This window comes from Streptomyces sp. rh34 (genome assembly GCF_002551245.1).
In the GTDB taxonomy this organism is placed as follows: domain Bacteria; phylum Actinomycetota; class Actinomycetes; order Streptomycetales; family Streptomycetaceae; genus Streptomyces.
In genome coordinates, this window is record NZ_NTGZ01000137.1 from 1 (window position 1) to 19,947 (window position 19,947).

At 73.1% G+C, this 19,947-nt stretch carries 20 protein-coding genes; 10 read left to right on the top strand and 10 right to left on the bottom strand.

Annotated elements, in window-relative coordinates:
* Positions 1–500 (top strand): aminoglycoside N(3)-acetyltransferase (locus tag CR470_RS23215; RefSeq protein WP_143663855.1); only part of this gene is annotated, 500 nt, incomplete at its 5' end.
* Between the two features lie 113 nt (positions 501–613).
* Positions 614–1,288 (top strand): hypothetical protein, encoded by a 675-nt coding sequence (locus CR470_RS23220; protein ID WP_257138887.1) that lies wholly within the window; start codon positions 614–616, stop codon positions 1,286–1,288.
* A gap of 23 nt (positions 1,289–1,311) precedes the next feature.
* Here the strand turns inward: CR470_RS23220 and CR470_RS23225 are convergent, their stop codons facing one another.
* The 3 genes from CR470_RS23225 to CR470_RS23235 form a co-directional block, all read right to left on the bottom strand.
* Positions 1,312–1,866, bottom strand: coding sequence for a YbaK/EbsC family protein (locus CR470_RS23225; protein ID WP_097869486.1), 555 nt, complete (start codon positions 1,864–1,866; stop codon positions 1,312–1,314).
* A gap of 43 nt (positions 1,867–1,909) precedes the next feature.
* Positions 1,910–2,482 (bottom strand): helix-turn-helix domain-containing protein, encoded by a 573-nt coding sequence (locus CR470_RS23230; RefSeq protein WP_097869487.1) that lies wholly within the window; start codon positions 2,480–2,482, stop codon positions 1,910–1,912.
* A gap of 149 nt (positions 2,483–2,631) precedes the next feature.
* Entirely contained in the window at positions 2,632–3,381 is a 750-nt protein-coding gene (locus CR470_RS23235; RefSeq protein ID WP_097869499.1) for an acyltransferase, read from the bottom strand.
* Positions 3,382–3,558: 177 nt separating this feature from the next.
* Here CR470_RS23235 and CR470_RS23240 point away from each other — a divergent pair, with 177 nt between their 5' ends.
* Positions 3,559–4,089 (top strand): gamma carbonic anhydrase family protein, encoded by a 531-nt coding sequence (locus tag CR470_RS23240; protein ID WP_018957855.1) that lies wholly within the window; start codon positions 3,559–3,561, stop codon positions 4,087–4,089.
* Between the two features lie 87 nt (positions 4,090–4,176).
* On the opposite strand, the gene CR470_RS23245 is transcribed toward CR470_RS23240, so the two are convergent.
* The gene (locus CR470_RS23245; protein WP_018957854.1) at positions 4,177–4,614 is read right to left on the bottom strand and encodes a DUF4442 domain-containing protein; all 438 of its coding nucleotides are present in this window, start codon (positions 4,612–4,614) and stop codon (positions 4,177–4,179) included.
* Positions 4,615–4,735: 121 nt separating this feature from the next.
* Between CR470_RS23245 and CR470_RS23250 the strand changes: the two genes are divergently transcribed.
* The gene (locus tag CR470_RS23250) at positions 4,736–5,830 is read left to right on the top strand and encodes a hypothetical protein (protein WP_097869488.1); all 1,095 of its coding nucleotides are present in this window, start codon (positions 4,736–4,738) and stop codon (positions 5,828–5,830) included.
* A 46-nt stretch (positions 5,831–5,876) separates the two neighbouring features.
* Here the strand turns inward: CR470_RS23250 and CR470_RS23255 are convergent, their stop codons facing one another.
* The 4 genes from CR470_RS23255 to CR470_RS23265 form a co-directional block, all read right to left on the bottom strand.
* Positions 5,877–6,722, bottom strand: coding sequence for a spermidine synthase (locus tag CR470_RS23255; protein WP_097869489.1), 846 nt, complete (start codon positions 6,720–6,722; stop codon positions 5,877–5,879).
* 72 nt (positions 6,723–6,794) lie between these two features.
* On the bottom strand, positions 6,795–7,970 hold the full coding sequence (tuf, locus tag CR470_RS23260) for an elongation factor Tu (protein ID WP_097869490.1): 1,176 nt from the start codon (positions 7,968–7,970) through the stop codon (positions 6,795–6,797).
* A 97-nt stretch (positions 7,971–8,067) separates the two neighbouring features.
* A complete protein-coding gene (locus CR470_RS39680; protein ID WP_179892354.1) occupies positions 8,068–8,220 on the bottom strand; it encodes a hypothetical protein in 153 nt (50 codons plus the stop codon).
* 53 nt (positions 8,221–8,273) lie between these two features.
* Complete coding sequence (locus tag CR470_RS23265; protein ID WP_373561437.1) at positions 8,274–8,996, bottom strand: DNA alkylation repair protein; 723 nt, start codon at positions 8,994–8,996, stop codon at positions 8,274–8,276.
* A gap of 40 nt (positions 8,997–9,036) precedes the next feature.
* On the opposite strand from CR470_RS23265, the gene CR470_RS23270 reads away from it, so the two are divergent.
* Together CR470_RS23270 and CR470_RS23275 are read left to right on the top strand one after the other, a co-directional pair.
* Positions 9,037–9,759, top strand: a complete 723-nt coding sequence (locus CR470_RS23270) for a TVP38/TMEM64 family protein (RefSeq protein WP_097869492.1) — start codon at positions 9,037–9,039, stop codon at positions 9,757–9,759.
* 178 nt (positions 9,760–9,937) lie between these two features.
* Complete coding sequence (locus tag CR470_RS23275) at positions 9,938–10,819, top strand: undecaprenyl-diphosphate phosphatase (RefSeq protein WP_097869493.1); 882 nt, start codon at positions 9,938–9,940, stop codon at positions 10,817–10,819.
* A gap of 127 nt (positions 10,820–10,946) precedes the next feature.
* On the opposite strand, the gene CR470_RS23280 is transcribed toward CR470_RS23275, so the two are convergent.
* Complete coding sequence (locus CR470_RS23280; RefSeq protein WP_097869494.1) at positions 10,947–11,510, bottom strand: AAA family ATPase; 564 nt, start codon at positions 11,508–11,510, stop codon at positions 10,947–10,949.
* A 16-nt stretch (positions 11,511–11,526) separates the two neighbouring features.
* Positions 11,527–15,807 carry a bifunctional nitrate reductase/sulfite reductase flavoprotein subunit alpha gene (locus tag CR470_RS23285; RefSeq protein WP_097869495.1) on the bottom strand — a complete coding sequence of 1,427 codons (4,281 nt, stop codon included), beginning with the start codon at positions 15,805–15,807 and terminating at the stop codon, positions 11,527–11,529.
* A 363-nt stretch (positions 15,808–16,170) separates the two neighbouring features.
* On the opposite strand from CR470_RS23285, the gene CR470_RS23290 reads away from it, so the two are divergent.
* From CR470_RS23290 to CR470_RS23305, 4 genes are all read left to right on the top strand, one after another.
* The gene (locus tag CR470_RS23290) at positions 16,171–16,911 is read left to right on the top strand and encodes a class I SAM-dependent methyltransferase (RefSeq protein WP_097869496.1); all 741 of its coding nucleotides are present in this window, start codon (positions 16,171–16,173) and stop codon (positions 16,909–16,911) included.
* Positions 16,908–18,068: a pyridoxal-phosphate dependent enzyme gene (locus CR470_RS23295; protein WP_097869497.1), complete on the top strand. Its 1,161-nt coding sequence runs from the start codon at positions 16,908–16,910 to the stop codon at positions 18,066–18,068. The genes CR470_RS23290 and CR470_RS23295 overlap by 4 nt, the downstream gene beginning before the upstream one ends.
* Positions 18,065–19,288, top strand: a complete 1,224-nt coding sequence (locus CR470_RS23300) for an ATP-grasp domain-containing protein (RefSeq protein ID WP_097869498.1) — start codon at positions 18,065–18,067, stop codon at positions 19,286–19,288. The genes CR470_RS23295 and CR470_RS23300 overlap by 4 nt, the downstream gene beginning before the upstream one ends.
* Positions 19,289–19,298: 10 nt before the next feature.
* Positions 19,299–19,947: MFS transporter (locus tag CR470_RS23305; RefSeq protein ID WP_143663856.1), on the top strand; the 649-nt coding region annotated here is incomplete at its 3' end.

A 19,947-nucleotide genomic window follows, 5' to 3' on the forward strand; every position in this document is an offset into this window, starting at 1 on the left:
AGATGTGTATAAGAGACAGGGCCGAGACCGTGCGGACGGCCGCGGGGGCCGGGCGCAGCGCGCATCCGCAGACCTCGTTCGCCGCGCTCGGCCCGGAGGCGGCGCGCCTGCTCGCCGGGCACCGGGCCGACTGCCACCTCGGGGAGGACTCACCGCTGGCCCGGCTGTACGAGGCGGATGCCCGGATTCTGCTGCTCGGCACCGGCTACGCCACGTGTACGGCGTTCCATCTGGGCGAGTACCGGATGCCCGGTCCGCCGCGCCGGAGCTACCGCTGTGTGGTGGCGTCGCGGGGGGTGCGCCGATGGTGGGAGTACGAGGATGTCGCCCTGGACGACGGGGACTTCGCCACCCTGGGCACGGCGTTCGAGGGTGCCGCCGCCGACGGTGACGTACGTGCGGGACGCGTGGGCGCGGCCACCTGCAGGCTCCTCCGGCTGCGCCCCGCCGTCGACTTCGCCACGGCCTGGCTCACGGAGCACCGGCGGAACGGCGGCTGAAAGGCAGCCGCCGCCCGAACAGGCGCCCTGTCGTACCGCTTTCGGAGTCCCTAGAGTGACTCTGCTCGAACAGCGGCCGGCGGGGGGACCGAGGCGTGAAGGCGTCGCAGCGTGTGGTGCGGAGAAATCGCGTCTTTTCCGGCCTGTTGACCTCCATGGTCTGCCTGTCCCTGTTGTTGCTCGCCTACAGCGTGTGGCGTACGAACGCTCCGGATACGCTCACGGACTCCTGGCCGTGGAAGCTCGAACTGCTGGACGGCCAGAGCGCCACGACAGCGGTGGTCGGCAGCATGGGCGCCGCGCTGGCCAGGGGCCAGTACGCGCGAGCGGTCCGCCCCATTCTCGGGTACTACGGCCGGGTCATGGCCGACATCGCTCCCGGCGACCGGCTCGCCTGGGTCTGCCACCTCGTCAACGCCGCCCAGGACGTGGCCGTGGTCGACGAGGTCGACTACCGGGTCGTCCTCGCCGGGGACGCGGACCCCACGGACGACGAGGCGGGCTGGGTGGACCGGGGACGGGCGGAGCGGGCGGAGCGGGCGATCGAGGAACGCGGGCCGGTGGGCCGGTCGGACTTCGCCCTCCACTTCATCGGCGCCGGCAAGCCCCTGCCCGCGCAGGGGCTGATGCTGATCGGCTGGTTCACCGAGGAGGCCATGGGGGAAATCCGTGACGTCCATGTGCGGCTACGCGTCACGGACCGGGTGGGCGACACGCACGAGCGCATCATCGACGTGTTGAAGGGCGCCGACCGATCGGTACGGCGCGTCGACCCGCCCATCTTCTGACCCGGGTCCCGGCGCTCTTCGGCTCAGACTCCGAGGCCCTCGACGAGGACGGCGCCCGGGAGGGCGGCGAGCGCCTTGCCGGGGACGATGAGCTTGCCGCGTCGGCTGCCGCTGCCGATCAGGACCCACTCCTCGTCCACCACGGCGGGGTCCAGCAGGAGGGGCCAGGCGGCGGGCAGGCCGAGCGGGGTGATGCCGCCGTACTCCATGCCGCTCTCGCCGACCGCCGTGTCCATCGACGCGAACGAGGCCTTGCGGGCGCCGAGGTGTCTGCGGACCGCCCCGTTGACGTCGACCCGGGTGCGGGAGAGCACCACGCAGGCGGCGAGGGTGACGTCCTGGCCGCGCTTGCCCGCCACGACGACGCAGTTGGCCGAGGTGTCCAGCAGTTCCACGCCGTAGTGCTCGGCGAAGACCGCGGTGTCGGCGACGGCCGGGTCGCTGTCGACGTGGATGACCTGCTCGGCGGTGAACTCGCCCCAGCCGGCGGCCAGGGCCGTGACGACGGGGGCGGGGAGCAGGTCGAGCCGTTCGGCAGCGGGAGCGGCGTCCTCGAAGGTGCCGATGGGTGCGCGCATGCGCTCACGCTAACAGGGACGGGGGTGGGTCCGGCCGGGCGTCTCAGCGGACGGGCGGGATGGCGACGGCCATGGTGAACACGGCCGGTTCGCCGCCCTCGTTGCGGTAGCCGTGCGGCACGTGCGCCTCGAAGGTGGCGGAGGTCCCGGCGGGGACGGGATGGGTGCGGCCGTCGACGACGAGGGTCAGTTCGCCCTCGGTCACATGGAGGAGTTCGACGGTGCCCTCGGGGTGCGGGTCGGAGGTGGTGCCCTCCCCCGGCATCAGCCGGCAGGTCCACAGTTCGAGCGGGCCGCGGGCCTCGGCGCCGACGAGCAGCGTGGTGGAACTGCCCGCCTCGGTGGACCACATGCGGACGGCCCGGTCCTCCGGGACCAGCCGGACCTGGGCGCCCTGCTCGTGATCGAGGAGGGTGGTGATGCTGACGCCGAGCGCGTCGGCCAGTTTGACCGTGGTGCCGACGCTCGGGTTCGTCCGCGCCTGCTCGATCTGGATGATCATCCCGCGGCTGACTCCGGCGCGGGCCGCGAGGGCGTCGAGGGTGAAGCCGCGCTCCCCCCGCCAGCGCTTGAGGTTGCGGGCCAGCGACTGGGTGAGCTGGTCGAGGTCGGACACGTACCGTCCCTGCGGTGGATGGCGGAGTGCGAGTGGCGGAGTGCTGTGTGCGGCGTGCTGAGTCGCGTACGGCGCATGCCGGGGTCAAGAATATTGCACTGCCGTGCGGTGCGGTCCCGCGTCCGGCCGGGCGTACCGCCACCACCGCCTCACGGGGTTTCGCGTGCCCCGTCCAGCTCCCCGAGGGCCAGCAGTTGCTCGGGCGTGACGCCCTCGGGGATCGGCACGGGCGCGGGCGTGCGCAGAGGCGGCTGCCAGCCCGTCTCCGGGTCCCAGCGGCGGACGACGCGGGCGGGCGCCCCCGCGACCACCGCGTGGTCGGGGACCTCGCCCCGGACGACCGCGCCCGCGGCGACCACCACGTTCCGGCCGAGCCGGGCCCCGGGCAGGATCACCGCGCCGGTGCCGATCCAGCAGCCGGGCCCGATCGTCACCGGTTCCATCCGGGGCCACTGTTTGCCCACGGGCTCGTGCGGGTCGTCGTAGCTGTGGTTGGTCGAGGTGATGTAGACGTACGGGCCGCAGTACGTGTCCGGGCCGATCGTCACCGTCGTGTCCGCGATCACGTGGCTGCCGCGCCCCAGCACCACGCCGTCGCCCAGGGTGAGGACGGTGTCGGGACCGAGGTCCAGGTCCGGCATCATCCCGGCGGTGAGCGTGACCTGCTCGCCGATGACGCAGTGCGCGCCGAGCTCGATCCACCGCTCCCCGAACACGGTCCCCTGCGGGAAGGCGAGCCGGGTCCCCGCGCCTATCGCGCCGAACCGCAGCCGCCCGGGATGCTCGGCGGTGACCGCGCCCGCCCGCTGCGCCCAGGCCCAGCCGCGGTGGACCGCGCGGGAGGCGGCACGGCGCGGCCAGCGGGCCAGGAAGGAGAACGTGTTTCGGTTCTTCGGCACACGCTCACGGTAGTCGGCGGCGCGGTGGGCGATCCGCGCGATGACCTGTGATGTTCGCCCCACCGGGCGCTGTGCGCCGGGGGTCGTCCCCTACCGTGTGAGGCGGCCCGGTCCGGCGGATCCGACCGATGCGGCGGGAAGGCCCGGGAGCACCACACCGGCGCGAAGGAGCAGGCGATGGCGGAGCAGGCGTTGATCACGGGCATGGGCGGCAAGGAGCCGGACATCGACGTGGACGCGTTCGTGGCCCCGACCTCCGTGGTGATCGGTGAGGTGACGCTCGCCCCGGGCTCCAGCGTCTGGTACCAGGCCGTGCTGCGGGCCGACTGCGGTCCCATCACGCTCGGCCCCGACAGCAACATCCAGGACAACTGCAGCGTGCACACCGACCCCGGGTTCCCGCTCACCGTGGGCGCTCGGGTATCGGTCGGCCACAACGCGGTGCTGCACGGCTGTGTGATCGAGGACGACGTGCTGGTGGGGATGGGCGCCACGGTGCTCAACGGGGCGCACATCGGGGCGGGTTCGCTGGTCGCGGCGCAGGCCCTCGTGCCGCAGGGGATGCGGGTCCCGCCGGGCTCGCTCGTCGCGGGGGTGCCCGCGAAGGTGAAGCGGCCGCTGACCGTCGAGGAGCTGGAGGGCATCCGCTTCAACGCGGCCGGGTACGTGGAGCTGGCGAAGGCCCACCGTGAGGCGCACGGGGGCTGAGGTCCGGATTCCGGTCGGTCGACGCACCCGGGCCGCCGTCCCTCCCCGAACCGGGAGGGACGGCGGCCCGGGTGCGTACCGCGGTTCTCAGCTGTTGGGGCGCAGGGTCCAGACGACGGTCATCTCGCCGGTGACCGCGCCGTCGGCGCGCCGGATCTCGATGGCGACGGGGAATTCCGGCCGCTGTCCGGCGTCCAGCTCGGCGACGACGTCGGCGATGGGGCGGCCGAGGGTCGCGGTCGCCGTGACCTCGCCCTTGGCGAGCTTCTTGTAGCCGATCTCGGCCTTCACGGCGAGCGGCACGGCGCGCGACATCTGGTCCCCGAAGGCGGCGATGACGATCGCGCCACTGGCGGACTCGGCGAGCGTGAACATCGCTCCGGCGTGCGGACCGCCGAGGTGGTTGTGGTACTCCGCCTGGTCGGGCAGCCGGACGACGGCGCGCTCCGGCGTCGTCTCCAGGAAGTCGAGGTTGAGGGTCCGGGCCATCGGGACCGTCGCGACGAGCATCTCGCCCACGGTCATCTGTTCAGCGCTCATGCCCGAAGGTTACTCACCAGTAGCACCGTTTGGCCATCCCCTTGTGACGGCTCTGGGACAGGGCGGCCGTAGAAGTGGCCGGGCGGCCCATCTATGGTTACTGGCCATGTGGCCAGGAACGCAGCCGCCCGGGGGCGAGCAGAACCCGCAGGACCAGAACCAGAACCCGTACCAGCAGCCGGGGTACCAGCAGCCGAATCCCTACCAGCAACCGGGATATCCGCCGCAGGGCCAGTCCGGACAGCCCACGGAACCGGGCTACGGATACCCGCAGGGCCCGCCCGGCGGGCAGTCGGGGTACCAGCAGCCCAATCCCTACCAGCAGCCGACGGTGCCGCAGTACGCCGTCCCGGGTCCGCCCGGCGGGCCGAAGCCCGGCGACGACAAGAAGAAGACGACGATCGTGGCGATCGTCGCGGCGACCGCGGTCGTGATCGCGGCGGGCGTCACCGGTTTCCTCGTGCTCGGCAAGGACGACGAGGGTGGCAAGTCCGTCGCCGACGGCAAGAAGTCCGCGTCGCCGAGCGCCAAGCCCAGCGCGACGGACACCGGCTCCGCACCGCCGGCGGAGAATCCGCGGGGCTCCGACAGCGACCCCAAGCCGGTCATTCCGGGCTGGAAGGTCGTCACCAACCCCAAGTGGGGCACACAGTTCGACGTTCCCGGTGACTGGGAGGTCGCGAGCTCGGGAATGTTCTCCGGCTTCGAGGACGCCAAGGAGCCCACCGGTAAGCCGGTCGCCGGCTTCTCCGCGCCCGCCTACTACAAGAGCAAGTGGTGCGTCGACGACTCCGACGGGGACGGCAGCGAGGAGGACACCGGGCTGGCCGGCGTCGGGACGAAGGGCGCCCAGGGCGCCAAGAACACCGACGAGGCCGCGACGAACGAGGCCGCCAACTGGGTGTGGGCCGCCTACGCCCAGCTGGACCCCAAGACCAAGGTCAAGATCGGCAAGCCCAAGGCGTTCACCACCAAGTCGGGTCTCTCCGGCAGCGTCGTCCAGGCCACCGCCCTGGAGCTGGCCAACAAGGAGAAGTGCGACAGCGACGGCAAGTCGATCGCCTTCTCCTTCAAGAACTCCAAGGGCGATTTCTCGACCTGGGTGCTCTACGCCGCCGCCGGCGTCAAGGACGAGCTTCCGGACTCGACCATCCAGCAGATCCTGAGCACGGTCCGCCTCTCCGGCCAGCCCACCGGCTGACCCGAGCGCCCCGTACGCCCCCGCCCCCGGACCGCCCGACGGAGCCTCAGCCGACGCTGAAGGCTCCGTCGGGCGGTTCGGGCGAGGCGACCGCGTCCACATCCGCCACCGGGCGGGCCCCGCCGATGAACCGGGTCAGCGCGGGGCCGTGGGTGACCCGTGCGGGGAAGGCGTCGGCGGCGCAGGCGCGGACGAGCGGGGCCACGTCGAGGGGCGCGTACGAGGCGAGCAGGACGACGTTGCCGAAGCGCCGCCCGCGCAGCACGGCCGGTTCCCCGATCAGCGCGAGCTCCGGGAAGACCGCGGCGAAGTTCGCCAACTGGGAGCGGAGGAAGGCGAACGGCGCGCTGTCGGCCAGGTTGGCGGCGTAGATCCCGTCCCCGCGCAGCGCCCGGCCGGCGGCCCGCGCGTACTCGACGGAGGTCAGGTGCGCCGGAACGCGGGAGCCGCCGAAGACGTCCGCGATCAGGAGGTCGGCGGAGGCGGGGGCCGCCGCCTCCAGCCACTCCCGGGCGTCGGCCGCGTGCAGCCGGACGCCGCTCCCGTCGGGCAGCGGCAGATGCTCCCGGACCAGCCGCAGCAGACCCCGGTCCGTGTCGACGACGTCCTGCCGCGAGCCGGGGCGGGTCGCGACGACGTAGCGGGGCAGGGTCAGCGCCCCGCCGCCGAGGTGCAGGACGTCCAGGGGCGCACCCGGTCCGGCCGCGCCGTCCACGACGTGGGCGAGCCTGCGTACGTACTCGAACTCCAGGTGGGACGGCTCGTCGAGGTCGACGTAGGACTGGGGCGCGTCGTCGACCGTCAGCAGCCAGGCCCGGTCGCGGTCCACGTCGGGCAGCAGCCGGGCGGTGCCGCAGTCGACCTCGCGGATGACGGGTATCGGCTCTTTCACGCCTCCATTGTCGCCTCCCGCGACCCGCTGCCCGCCACCCCGGGACTGGGGGGCGGCGGGCAGCGGTGGTGCTCAGAGCAGCGCGGTGACCGTGCCCGCGCCGACCGTGCGACCGCCTTCGCGGATCGCGAAGCCGAGACCGGACTCCAGTGGCACGTCACGGCCCAGCTCCACGGTCATCGTGACCGTGTCGCCGGGGCGCGCGACCGCCGACTCGCCGAGGTCGACGTCGCCGACGACGTCCGCCGTACGGATGTAGAACTGCGGCCGGTAGCCGGTGGTCACCGGGGTCGACCGGCCGCCCTCCTTCGTCGACAGGACGTACACCTGGGCGGTGAACCGGCGGCTCGGCACCACACTGCCGGGCGCGGCCACGACATGGCCGCGGCGGACCCGGTCGCGCTCCACCCCGCGCAGCAGCAGCGCGACGTTGTCCCCGGCCTCGGCGGACTCCATCGGCTTGCCGAAGGTCTCCAGACCGGTGACGACCGTCTCGATGTCCGCGCCCAGCACCGCGACCCGGTCGCCGACGCGGACGGTGCCGCGCTCGACCGCGCCGGTGACGACCGTTCCCCGGCCGGTGATGGTCAGGACGTTCTCGACGGACAGCAGGAACGGGGCGTCGGTGTAGCGCACCGGAATCGGTACGTACGTGTCGACGGCGTCCAGCAGCCCCTCGATCGCCGCCGTCCAGCGGGGGTCGCCCTCCAGCGCCTTGAGCCCGGAGACCCGGACCACGGGTACGGTGTCGCCGCCGTACCCGTGCGCGGAGAGCAGCTCGCGGACCTCCAGCTCGACCAGGTCGGTCAGCTCGGGGTCGCCCGCGTCGGCCTTGTTGAGGGCGACGACGATGTGGTCGACGCCCACTTGACGGGCCAGCAGGACGTGCTCGGCGGTCTGCGGCATGATCCCGTCGAGCGCGGAGACGACGAGGATCGCCCCGTCGAGCTGCGCCGCACCGGTCACCATGTTCTTGATGTAGTCGGCGTGACCGGGCATGTCGACGTGCGCGTAGTGGCGGGTGTCGGTCTCGTACTCGACGTGCGCGATGTTGATGGTGATGCCGCGCTGGGCCTCCTCGGGGGCCCGGTCGATCCGGTCGAAGGACACGTAGGAGGTGCCGCTGCCGCCGCGCTCGCTGAGGACCTTGGTGATGGCGGCGGTGAGGGTGGTCTTGCCGTGGTCGACGTGGCCCATGGTGCCGATGTTGAGGTGCGGCTTGGTGCGCACGTAAGCCGTCTTGGACATGGCTCGATCCTTCTGAAGAACTCGAAGCTGCGAAGAGAAGACCCCAGGGCCCCGCCGACCCTCCCCTTACGGGGTCCGCCGGACTGTCGGGGGAGGGTCAGCTTCGGGCGCCGCCGATGGGCGCTGCGACGGCGGTGAACGCTGCCGCTGCCGCGGTGACGGCTGCTGCCGCGAGGACCGCCTCGTTCACGGCAGCCTTCGGCGCGTCCGCGACTGCGGACGGCGCTGCGGGGAAGGCGTACCGGAACATGCCCCTGATCATGGCCGGGCGGGGCGTTGCCGTCGAATGGTTTTCCCGACGCCTCAGCGGTTCTTGAGCGCCTCCCGCGCGGAGAGCGGCGACAGGCGGGGCCCGGCTCGCTCGACGAAGTCGCGTACGGCGGTGGGATCGGTCTTGGCGTACTCCCGCAGGGCCCAGCCGATCGCCTTGCGGATGAAGAAGTCGGGGTGGTCCGCGCGGCGCAGGCAGTAGCCGAAGAGCCGGTCGGTGTCGGTGGCTTCCCGGTAGCGCAGCTGGTGCAGGAGGGCGGTCCTGGCCGCCCAGAGGCTGGGGTCGTCGATCCACCGGTCCATCTCCCGGGCGAGCGCGGGGTCGGCGGCGACCAGGGGACCCGCGACATGCGCGGCCAGCAGGTCGACCGTGTCCCACCAGGGGACGGTCGTCACGAGGTGGTGCAGGACGGGCAGGAAGCCCGATGTGCAGCAGCCCACGTACCGGCGCAGGTAGTCGACGGCGAAATACTGGTACTCCCGCTCCGGCAGCCGCCAGCAGCGCAGCGCGATCGCCGTGCAGTCCGCCTCGTCCGGCCGCCCGGCGCCCGCCAGCACGGTCCGCGACAGGGCCCGGCGCTCGGGGGTGGGGATCCCGAGAAAGGGGGCGACGTGCTTCATGTACGCGGCAGCTCCCTCGGCCCGTACGGGGTCGGCGGCCGGGGCGTAGACGGCGACGAGCCGCTCCAGGACGGTGTCGGCGAGGGTGCTGTCCGGCGGGGCGGGGGTGTCGGCGGCGGGGTTCACGCGAGGCACATTACGGCGATCACACAGCGTTTTCGGTTACTCTCCCCGGATGTTCGACCCCGTCCCCGCCGCGCGGCCCGCCACCGGTCCCGCCCTGCGCCTCTCCAGGGCGCTGTTGTCGCCGTGGTCCCGGTTCTCGCTGCTCGTGGTCGTCCTGCTGGGGGCAGCGTCGACGATGCTGCTGTTCGAACCGCAGCGGCTGCTGGCGTCGGGCTGGCCTCCCCAGCTGACCGGGGGCACCGCAGCAATGCTCTTCGGGCTGGCGTACGGGGCGCTGACGGTGGCGTTCGTGCCGCGCCCGTTGCTCAACATCGCCGCGGGCGCGTTGTTCGGGGCGCAGACGGGCCTGGCGGCGGCACTGGCGGGCACGGTGCTGGGCGCGGGTGTGTCGTTCATGCTGGGCCGGGTCCTGGGCCAGGACGCGCTGCGGACCCTGCTGCGCGGGCGGCTGCTCACCGCCGCGGACGGCGTGCTGAGCCGGCACGGCTTCCGGTCCGTCCTGGCGCTACGGCTCTTCCCCGGGATCCCGTTCGCCGCCGCCAACTACTGCGCGGCGACCTCCCGGATGAGCGCTCCGCCGTTCCTTCTGGCCACCGGGCTCGGGTCGATCCCGAACACGGCGGCGTACGTGATAGCCGGCAGCGAGGCCGCGTCGCCGACCTCGCCGGTGTTCCTGGCCGCCATGGGCTTCATCGTGCTGTCCGCTCTCGGCGGGGCGCTGGTCGCCTGGCGCAAGCGCCACCGGCTCGGCCGGGACACACCGAAGGGCTGAGCGCACGACGGCACGTGGATGACCGGTGCAGTCGGCCTGACGTTTACTTTCAGGCGATACGCTGCCCGCGACCGCGATGTCCTCGTTGTCCTCGACCTCACTCCGCACCCCGCACGCAGCCGACGGGCCCAGTCGTCCGTGGCCGATGCACGATCACCTCCGGGATGGCCAAAGCCCCATGAGCTGGTTCGAATCATTCGTCCTGGGACTCGTTCAGGGACTGACCGAGTTCCTGCCGATCTCCTCCAGCGCCCATCTGCGGCTGACCGCCGCGTTCGCCGGCTGGCACGACCCGGGGGCCGCCTTCACCGCCATCAGTCAGATCGGCACGGAGGCGGCGGTGCTCATCTACTTCCGCAAGGACATCGCACGGATCCTGTCGGCCTGGTTCCGCTCGCTGACGGACCGTTCGATGCGCGGTGACCACGACGCCCAGATGGGCTGGCTGGTCATCGTCGGCTCGATCCCCATCGGCGTGCTGGGCCTCACGCTCAAGGACCAGATCGAGGGGCCGTTCCGCGATCTGCGGCTGATCGCGACGACGCTGATCGGCATGGGCATCGTGCTGGGCATCGCCGACCGGCTGGCCGCGCGCGACGAGTCGGGCGGCAAGCACCGTGTGGTGAAGGAGCGCAAGACGCTCAAGGAGCTGGGGGTCAGGGACGGTCTGATCTTCGGGTTCTGCCAGGCGATGGCGTTGGTCCCCGGGGTCTCCCGGTCGGGCGCGACGATCAGCGGCGGTCTGCTGATGGGCTACACCCGCGAGTCGGCCGCCCGCTACTCGTTCCTGCTGGCGATCCCCGCGGTGCTCGCCTCGGGCGCCTACGAGCTCAAGGACGTGGGCGAGGGGCATATCTCCTGGGGCCCGACGATCTTCGCGACGCTGGTGGCGTTCTTCGTCGGGTACGCCGTCATCGCGTGGTTCATGAAGTTCATCACGACCAAGAGCTTCATGCCGTTCGTCATCTACCGCATTCTCCTCGGCATCGTCCTCTTCGTTCTGATCTGGGCCGGGGTGCTCAGCCCGCACGCGGGTGAGTCGGCGGGCGTCACCCCGTAGGCGTGTGGCGCCCCGCCCGGGAGCAGCCGGGCGGGGCGATCCAGCAGCGCAGCAGCCAGCAGCGCGGATAGATGTCCCCACCGTACGGCGGGGGTCTGACAACGCCGGGGGCTCAGGCCGCCGGACGTCAGCGCTGCCGGGGCGTCAGGCCGGTGGCGGACAGAACCGCCTCGACCGTCTCCTCCACGGTCAGCTCCGCGCTGTCGATCCAGATCTTCTCGTCGGCCAGTTCGGCGCGCAGGACGTCGTCCAGCGGGGACCAGTCCGTCGTGAGTGTCTTGTCCCGGGCGAGGTTGCGCTCCATGGCCTTCGCGGCGCCCGGGGCCAGGACCACGCAGTGCAGCGGTACGCCGGTGAGCGTGGCACGGTAGAAGTCGAGGTGGGCACGGCGCACGACGACGTCGTCGATGACCGGGAGGAAGCCCGCGGCGACGAAACTGCCCGCCAGCAGGCAGGCGTTGCGGGCCCGGAGGAAGATCTGCCGGTCCGCCTCCTCGTCCCGTTCGGGCGAGGGCCACCGGCCGCCGGAGACGATGAGTTCCTGGAGGGCGTCCACCTCGATGTGGGCGGAGGCGGCGAAGCGGGCGGCGAGGGCCGCGGCCACCGTGCTCTTGCCGCTGCCGGGGATGCCAATCAGCAGGACGGCGCCCGCCGCCGGTGCGGTGTCCACCGGCACTTCTGTCCACCCCACGGCCGCACTCCCTCGTTCAGTACACGTCACGCATGTATCTGCGCTCCGAGGCTAGCTGCTTCACCTGGGCGGCCGCGGCGTCGGGATCGAGTCCCCCGTGGGCGACGGCGATGTCGCGCAGAGCCCGGTCGACGTCCTTGGCCATGCGGGAGGCGTCGCCACAGACATAGAGGTGGGCGCCGTCGCGGAGCCAGGACCAGAGCTGGGCTCCGTGCTCGCGCATCCGGTCCTGGACGTAGATCTTGGCCCGCTGGTCGCGGGAGAAGGCGGTGTCCAGCCGGGTGAGGGTGCCCGAGCGGCGCAGCGCGTCGAGTTCGTCGCGGTAGTAGAAGTCCGTGGCCCGGTGCTGCTCGCCGAAGAACAGCCAGGTGGCGCCGGGGTGGCCGAGTGCTCGGCGTTCCTCCAGGAAGCCCAGGAACGGGGCGACTCCCGTGCCGGGCCCGATCATGATCATCGGGGTGGCCGGGTCGGCGGGCGGGCGGAAGCGCTCGTTGCGCTGCACGAACACGGACAGGGGGCTGTCCTGTTCGGCGTCGGCGAGGAACGTGGAGGCGACGCCCTTGCGCGTCCGGCCGCGGTGGCTCTCGTAACGGATCACGGAGACGGTCAGCCGTATTCGGTGGGGGTCCACGAGCGGGCTGGAGGCGATGGAGTACACCCGGGGCCGGAGGGGGCCCAGCACCTCGGCCCATGCGGCGGCCGTGGCCCGTACCGGGTGTTCGGCGAGGACGTCGACGGCCTGCCTCCCCCAGACCCACCGGTCCCTCTCGCCCTTGTTGTCGGGGCGCAGCAGCTTCTTCAGGGACCGGTCCCCCGTGTGGTCGGCGACCAGGCGCAGCAGGTCCGGGCTGACGCGGGCGATGTCGAGGTGGCGGTGCAGTGCCTCGTGGAGGGCGACGGGGCCGTGCCCGGGGACGTCCACCTCGTCGGCCGGGTCGAGTCCGGTGACGGCGAGCCATTCGGCCACCAGATCCGGCGAGTTGAGGGGCTGTACGCCCAGCGCGTCCCCGGCCGTGTACGTCAGGGGGGTGCCGGCGCTCCGCGTGTCGATCGTGAAGGCGCGGACCTCCTTCGTCGCGCCGGGCAGGTTCAGGAGGCGGTTCCCGGTGAGGAGGGCGGTGACGGGAGCGGACCTGGAGGGGCGGCCGGGCGCCGTCCCGGACGGCGACACCGTCGCCGTGGCCGACGGTGCGGCCGTTGCCCGCGTCGCCGCCGTCTCTTCCGGTGTCGTCGACTCCAGTGCGGCCCGGACCTCCTTGAGCCACTGCTCGAAGGGCAGTTCGTAGTCCGGTTCGCAGTCGGCGCGCGGGACCAGCCGTTCCGCGCCCAGTTCGCCGAAGCGTCCGTCCAGACGGCGGCCGTGGCCGCAGAAGTCGTCGTAGCTGGAGTCGCCGAGCGCGAGTACGGCGTAGCGGACGCCCTCCAGGCGCGGGGCCCCGGGGGCGTTCAGCGACTCCCAGAAACCTGCGCCGTTGTCGGGGGCGTCGCCGTCGCCGAAGGTGCTGCTGACGACGAGGAGGTCGGCCGGGCTCGGCAGGGCGTCGGGCGTCCCGTCGTCCATGCAGAGGAGCGTGGTGCGATACCCCTCGGCGGCCAGTGCCCGGGCGGCCGTCGCGGCGGCGTCCTCGGCGTTGCCGGTCTGCGAGGCCCACAGCACGACGACCGGCCGGCCCCGTCCCCCCGGGGCGCTCGCCGGCGCCGCGGGCGCGGGCCCGGTCTCCGGCGTCCCCGCGATCCGGGAGTACTTGCCGGCCAGCACTCCGTTGACCCACAGCGCGTGGTCCGGGGCGAACGGGGCTCCCGCCGGAAGCACCGGGGTGCCCTCCGGCCGGGAGCCGAGGCCCGCGAGGAGTCCGGCCAGATAGCGGCGCTCCGTTGCCGTGAGGACCGGCGGGGCAATGTCCACCAGCCCCAACGTGCCCACCAGCTCCGAGGCGTCCACCGGCCCCGGCCTGCCCAGCGGCCCCGATGTGTCCACCGGCCCCGACGTGCCCACGAGTCCGGACGTGTCCACCGGGCCCGAGGCGCCCGCACGACCGGGTCCATCGGTGGACGTGGGTCGCCGCGCCTCGGCGGGTTCGTGGCGCGGCGCGGGTGCGGCGACCTTCGCCAGCCGGACCGCGCACACCTTCAGCTCGGGCTGGAACGAGATCGGGTCGACCGCGTCGTTGGTCACGGCGTTCACGCCGAGGTACTCGCCGAACAGGTCGTTCCAGTGGAACGGGGCGAAGCACTCCCCCGCCCGTACCCGGTCGGTGATCCGGGCCGGGAGCACCGCGCGGCCGCGCCGCGAGGCGACCTCGACACCGTCGTCCTCGCCGAGGCCCAGGGCGGCGGCGTCGTCGGGGTGGATCTCCACGAACGGGCCGGGGTCCAACCGGTTCAGCCGGTCGATCTTCGCGGTCTTGGTGAGGGTGTGCCACTGGTGCTGGAGCCGCCCGGTGTTGAGGACGAACGGGAAGTCCTCGTCGGGTATCTCGGCCGGCGGCAGGTGCGGGCGGGCGTGGAAGACGGCCCGGCCGCTCGGCGTGGGGAAGGCGAGCCTCGGCACACTCCCGTCGGGCCGCACGGTCAGCTCCTGGCTGACGCCGTCGTTGAGGTAGCGCACGGGGTTGCGGGCGGGGCCGTCGACCGCGGCGCTGGGCCACTGCACGGGGGTGTCGCGCAGCCGCTCGTACGTCACTCCGCGCAGGTCGTAGCCGGTGCGCGGGTTCCAGGCGCGCGTTATCTCGGCGAAGATCTCCTCGGCGCTCGTGTAGCCGAAGGCGTCCTCGTACCCCATGGCGCAGGCCACCGCCGCGATCACACGCCAGTCCGGCCAGGCCTCTCCCGGCGGGTCGGTGACGCGGCGGGAGAGAGTGAGGGTGCGCTCCGAGTTGATCATCACGCCCTCGGACTCGGCCCAGAGCGCGGCGGGCAGGACGATGTCGGCGTACGCGTTGGTCTCGGTGCCGGCGAACACGTCCTGGGTGACGACGAATTCGGCGGCCTCCAGGCCCTCGATGACGGTCCGGCGGTTGGCCACCGAGGCGACCGGGTTGGTGCAGATGATCCAGCAGGCCTTGATCTCCCCCTCGGCCATGCGCCGGAACATGTCGACGGTGCCGCTGCCCGAGCCGTCCGCGCGCAGGGTGCCGGGTGGAATGCCCCACAGCTCCTCGGTGAAGGCGCGTTCCTCGTCGACCAGGACCGATCGCTGGCCGGGCAGCCCGGGGCCCATGTAACCCATCTCGCGCCCGCCCATGGCGTTGGGCTGGCCGGTGAGCGAGAACGGGCCGCTGCCGGGGCGGCAGATCGCTCCGGTCGCCAGGTGCAGATTGACGATCGCGTTGGTGTTCCAGGTGCCGTGGGTGGACTGGTTGAGGCCCATCGTCCAGCAGCTCATCCAGGCGCCCGCCTCGCCGATCCAGCGGGCCGCCCGCCGGATGTCGTCCTCGGCGATGCCGGTGATCTCCGCCACGGCGGCGGGCGGGTAGTCGCGGAGGAAGGCGGGCATCGCCTCCCAGCCCTCGGTGTGCTCGGCTATGAACGCGGGGTCGGTGTGCCCGTTCTCGACGAGCAGGTGCAGCAGCCCGTTGAGGAGGGCCAGGTCGGTGCCGGGCCGGATCCGGAGGTACAGGTCGGCCTTGGCGGCGGTGGCGTTGCGCCGGGGGTCGACGACGATCAGCTTCGCGCCCGCCTTGACGCGCTCCATCATCCGCAGGAAGAGGATCGGGTGGCAGTCGGCCATATTGGCGCCGGTGACGAGGAAGACGTCGGCGTGGGCGAAGTCCTCGTAGGACCCGGGCGGCCCGTCCGCGCCGAGGGACAGCTTGTAGCCGCTTCCCGCACTCGCCATGCAGAGCCGGGAGTTGGACTCTATGGTGTTGGTCCCGATGAAGCCCTTGGCCAGCTTGTTGGCGAGATACTGCGCCTCCAGCGTCATCTGGCCGGAGACGTAGAAGGCCACCGCGTCCGGGCCATGGGTGTCCAGCACGGACCGCAGCCTGCGCGCCGTCTCCGCGATGGCGGCGTCCCGGCCGAGCGGGGCGGGCTGCTCGCTGCGGTCGCGGCGGGCCAGGGCGGTGGTCAGCCGTCCGGGGGCGGCGAGGAGGTCAGCTCCGGTCACGCCCTTGGTGCACAGCCGGCCGGCGTTCGACGGGTGCTCCTTGTCGCCCGAGGCCTTCACGACGGTGCGGCGGCCGTCGGGGCCGGCGGCGATGTCGAGGACGATCCCGCAGCCGACACCGCAGTACGAGCAGACCGTACGCACCCGGTCGGTGGCGGGAGCGTCCGGCGGCTGGGTCGGCACGGTCATGGGGACCCTTCGGGGGGCAGGCGTTCCCGGAGGGACGCGGTGCGGGCGGCGGTCGCCCCTGATTCTAGGAACGGTCCGTTACCCGGGGATGACACATGGCGAACAACGACGGTTACGTCGACTGCACACCGCCCCGGGGCCGCCGGTGAGGCTCACTCGGTGGCGGGCGGTGCGGGGCGGCGGTCTCCGGCGGCCCCGGGATCGCGCGGGAACTTCTCCGCCGGGGCGGCCGACTACTGGAGAGACGCCGGGCGCGGGAGGCCCTCCGGTGCGGAAGCGGCGGCCGGTGACGGGACACGGCTGCCGGGGCGACGGCAGCAGGACACCCACGGGGCCCCCGGGCCCGGGAGGAGGCCGCGAGGCATGCACTGGTACGAGGACGACGCGCTCTGGTCCGATTTCGCCCCGACGATGTTCCCGGCGGCGCGGGCCGGATCCGCCGCCGCCCTGGTCGCGTCCTCCCCCCTGCTGGACTTCCCACCGGGCACGAGAGTCCTGGACCTGTGCTGCGGGCCGGGTCTCTTCGTGGTGCCGCTGGCGGGGCGCGGGTACGAGGTGACGGGGGTCGATCTGTCGCCCACCATGCTGGGGAGCGCCCGGGCCGCCTGCGACGCGGCGGGCGCCAAGGTCCGGCTGGAGCGCGCCGACATGCTCACGTACCGGGAGCCGGGCGCCTTCGACGTGGTGCTGAACGTCTTCACGTCGTTCGGCTACTTCGACGAGGCCGAGGACAACCTCCAGGTGCTGCGCAACGCGCACGAGAGCCTCGCGCCGGGCGGCCAGCTCCTGGTGGACGTGATGGGCAAGGAGGTGCTGGCGGGCTGGATCGGTCGGCCGAAGGCGGTCGACCTGCCCGACGGCGCCTACGTGGTCCAGCGCGACACCGTCCTCGACAGCTGGCGGCGGCTGCGCACGGACTGGACGCTGGTGCGCGGCACGACGGCGCGGACGGCGTCCATCACCTCCTGGCTCTACTCGGCGGCCGAGCTGCACGCCCTCTTCGAGAGCGCGGGCTTCACCGACGTGGAGTGCTTCGGCGGGTTCGACGCGTCCGGGTACGACCAGCGCTCGGACCGGCTGATCGTGCGCGGGCGGCGCACGTGAGGGCCGGGGCGGACGCCCGGCCGCGCACCGCCGGACCGGACACGGTCCCCCGCGCACCCACCGGAGCCGACACCCGGCCGCGCCCGGCCGTCGCGACGGTCCACGAGCACATCACCGACGCCGTGAAGACCCCGGACCTGATCCGGCTGACCGGCGATGTCGTCCTCGCCCGCTTCGAGACGATGAAGGTGTACGCGGCGCTCGGCGCGGTCCGCTCGCTGCTGCGCCGGGGCCGGGTGGTCCCCGGGCAGACCCTGGTCGACAGCTCCAGCGGGATCTACGCGCTGGCGCTCGCCATGGCCTGCCACCGTTACGGGCTGCGCTGCCACATCGTCGCCTCCACCACCGTGGACGCCACCATGCGGGCCCAGCTGGAGATCCTCGGCGCGACGGTCGACGCGATGCCGCCCTCGCAGAGTCTGCGCCTGGACCAGGAGCTGCGGGTGCGCCATGTGCGCCGGCTGCTGGCGGAGCGGCCGGACTTCCACTGGATGCGGCAGTACCACGACCAGGTCCACCACGAGGGCTACCGGGAGTTCGCCGAGCTGCTCACCGGGGCGTTGCCCGAGGGCCCGCTGACCGTGGTCGGCGCGGTGGGCACGGGTGCGTCGACCGGTGGACTGGCCCGCGCGCTGCGGGAGTCGGGGCGGCCGGTGCGGCTGGTGGGCATCCAGCCGTTCGGCAGTGTGACGTTCGGGAGCGAGCGGTTCGAGGACCCGGAGGCGATCATCGCGGGCATCGGCAGCTCGATACCGTTCGGGAACGTCCGCCACGAGCTGTACGACACCGTCCACTGGCTGGACTTCCGCCACGCGATGGCGGGGGCGGTCGGACTGCTGCGGGAGCACGCGGTGTTCGCGGGCCTGTCCACCGGGGCGGCCCATCTGGCGGCGTCCTGGGAGGCGGCCCGCGATCCCGGGCGGCTGCATCTGGTGCTGGGCGCCGACACCGGGCACCGGTACGCGGAGCGGGTGTTCGCCCGGCATGCCGAGGCCCTGGACCCGGCCGGGCTGCGTCCCCGGACCATCGCGTCACCGGCCGAGCTGCGGCCGCCGTGGTCGGTGATGGAGTGGGCCGGGCGCGCCGCTCCGGAGGCCGCCAGGACCACCGAGGGCGACACCCCCTCCCCCGTACCGACCGTGGAGCTGCTGCCATGACCATCGCCGCACTGGAGTCCCTGTCCTTCGGCCTGGGCCGGATGGCGGACGCCGCCGCCGAAGCGGGGCACCGGCTGTGCCTGCTGACCGGCGACCGTTCCGTCTACCGGCACGAGCTGGCGGTCCTGCCGCCGGACGCGCTGGACGTCGTGGACGTCGACACGAAGGATCCGGAGGCCACCCGTCGTGCCCTGGCCGCCGTGCCCGGCCTGGCCGGGCTGATCAACACGACGGACACCTGGAGCCTGCCGGCCGCCGAACTGGCCGCCGAACTGGGGCTCCCGGGCGCGGACCCCGGGGCCGTACGGCTGCTGCGGGACAAGCGCCGGGTCCGGGAGACGCTGCACGCGCACGGGCTGAGCCGGAGTACGGCCGTACCCGTTCCGCCGGGTCCCGAGGGCGCCGGGGAGGTGCTGCGGGCCGTGGGGCTGCCCGCGGTCCTGAAGGACTCGGCGGGCACCTCCTCGCGCCATGTGTGGATCGTGCACGACGAGGAGGCCCTGCACCGGGCGCTCGCCGAGGCGGGGCAACAGCGCCTGATCGGCGCCCTGTTCGCCGAGGCGTTCCTCGCCGGCCCGCTGTACAGCGCGGAGACCATCGGCTGGGACGGGACCACCCGGCTGCTCGGGGTGCTGAGCCGCCAGACGTCCCGGGCGGCGGTGGTACGGGAGGAGGCGGCGGCCTTCCCGGTGGCGCTGCCGGAGGAGGACCGGGCCGGGATCGAGGCGTGGGTGGGCCGGATCCTCGCGGCGGCGGGGCACACCCGCGGCTTCGCCCATGTGGAGTTCGTCCTGACGGCCGACGGGCCCGAGCTGGTGGAGATCAACCGCAGGATCGGCGGCGCGCTGGTCGGCGAGGTGCTGTGCCGGACGCTGCGGACCAACGTCTACACGGCCATGATGGACGAGGCGCTCGGCCGCCGCCCGGCGCTGCTGGACGCCCCGCTCGACGCCACAGGGCCCGCGTACGGCTTCGTCCTGGTCTACGCGGAGCGGCCCGGGGTGCTGAAGGGCTGGCACGGCCTCGACGAACTCGGGGCGTTCCCCGGGGCGGTGGAGTGGTTCCCGGTCCGCGAGCCCGGCGAGAGCGTGATCCACGTCGGCGACCAGCGGGGCTGTACGGGCATGGTGCTGGCCGGGGCGCGGACGGCGGAGCTGGCCCAGCACCGGGCGTGGAGCGCGGCCGTCCGGGTCCGCCCGGTCGTCGCCGGGGCGCCGTGAGCCCGGGGAGGTGAGCCTCCGCCGGACGGGCGGGGCTCCGGGGGCCGGCGCGGACCGTGGGCGGGCCGGCGCCGGGCGGACGGGGCGGTCCCGGCGCAGGACTGCCGCTGGGCGGGCGGGGCGCCCGCCGCTCACCGGGCCCCAGCGGTTCCTGCTGGGGGGCTCGTTCCTGATCACGCTGGGCAGCTTCGCCGTGCTGCCGTACATGTCGGTGCTGCTGCACCAGCGGCTCGGCCTCGGACTCGGCACGGTCGGCTTCGTGCTGGCCGTCGCCTCGCTGATCCAGTTCGCCGGGGGCGTGGTGGCGGGGCCCGTGACCGGGCGGATCGGGCTGCGGCGCGCGATGCTGCTGGCGCTGGGACTGCGTACGGCGGGTTTCGCCGCGTTGGTCCCCGGGCTGACCAGTCCGGTCCTCGCGGTCGGGGCGCTGCTGCTGGTGTCGGCGGGCGCGGCGCTGTATCTCCCGGCGAACAAGGCGTACCTGGTGGAGGGAGCGTCCCAGGCGCAGCGCCCCCGGCTGCTGTCGGCGAGCGGTTCGGCGTTCAACGCGGGGATGGCACTGGGCCCCCCGGCCGCCGCGCCGCTCGTCATGGGCTCCCCCGGTGTGCTGCTCTCCTGCGTCACCGTGCTGTTCGCGCTCGTGGGCGCCGGGCACGCGC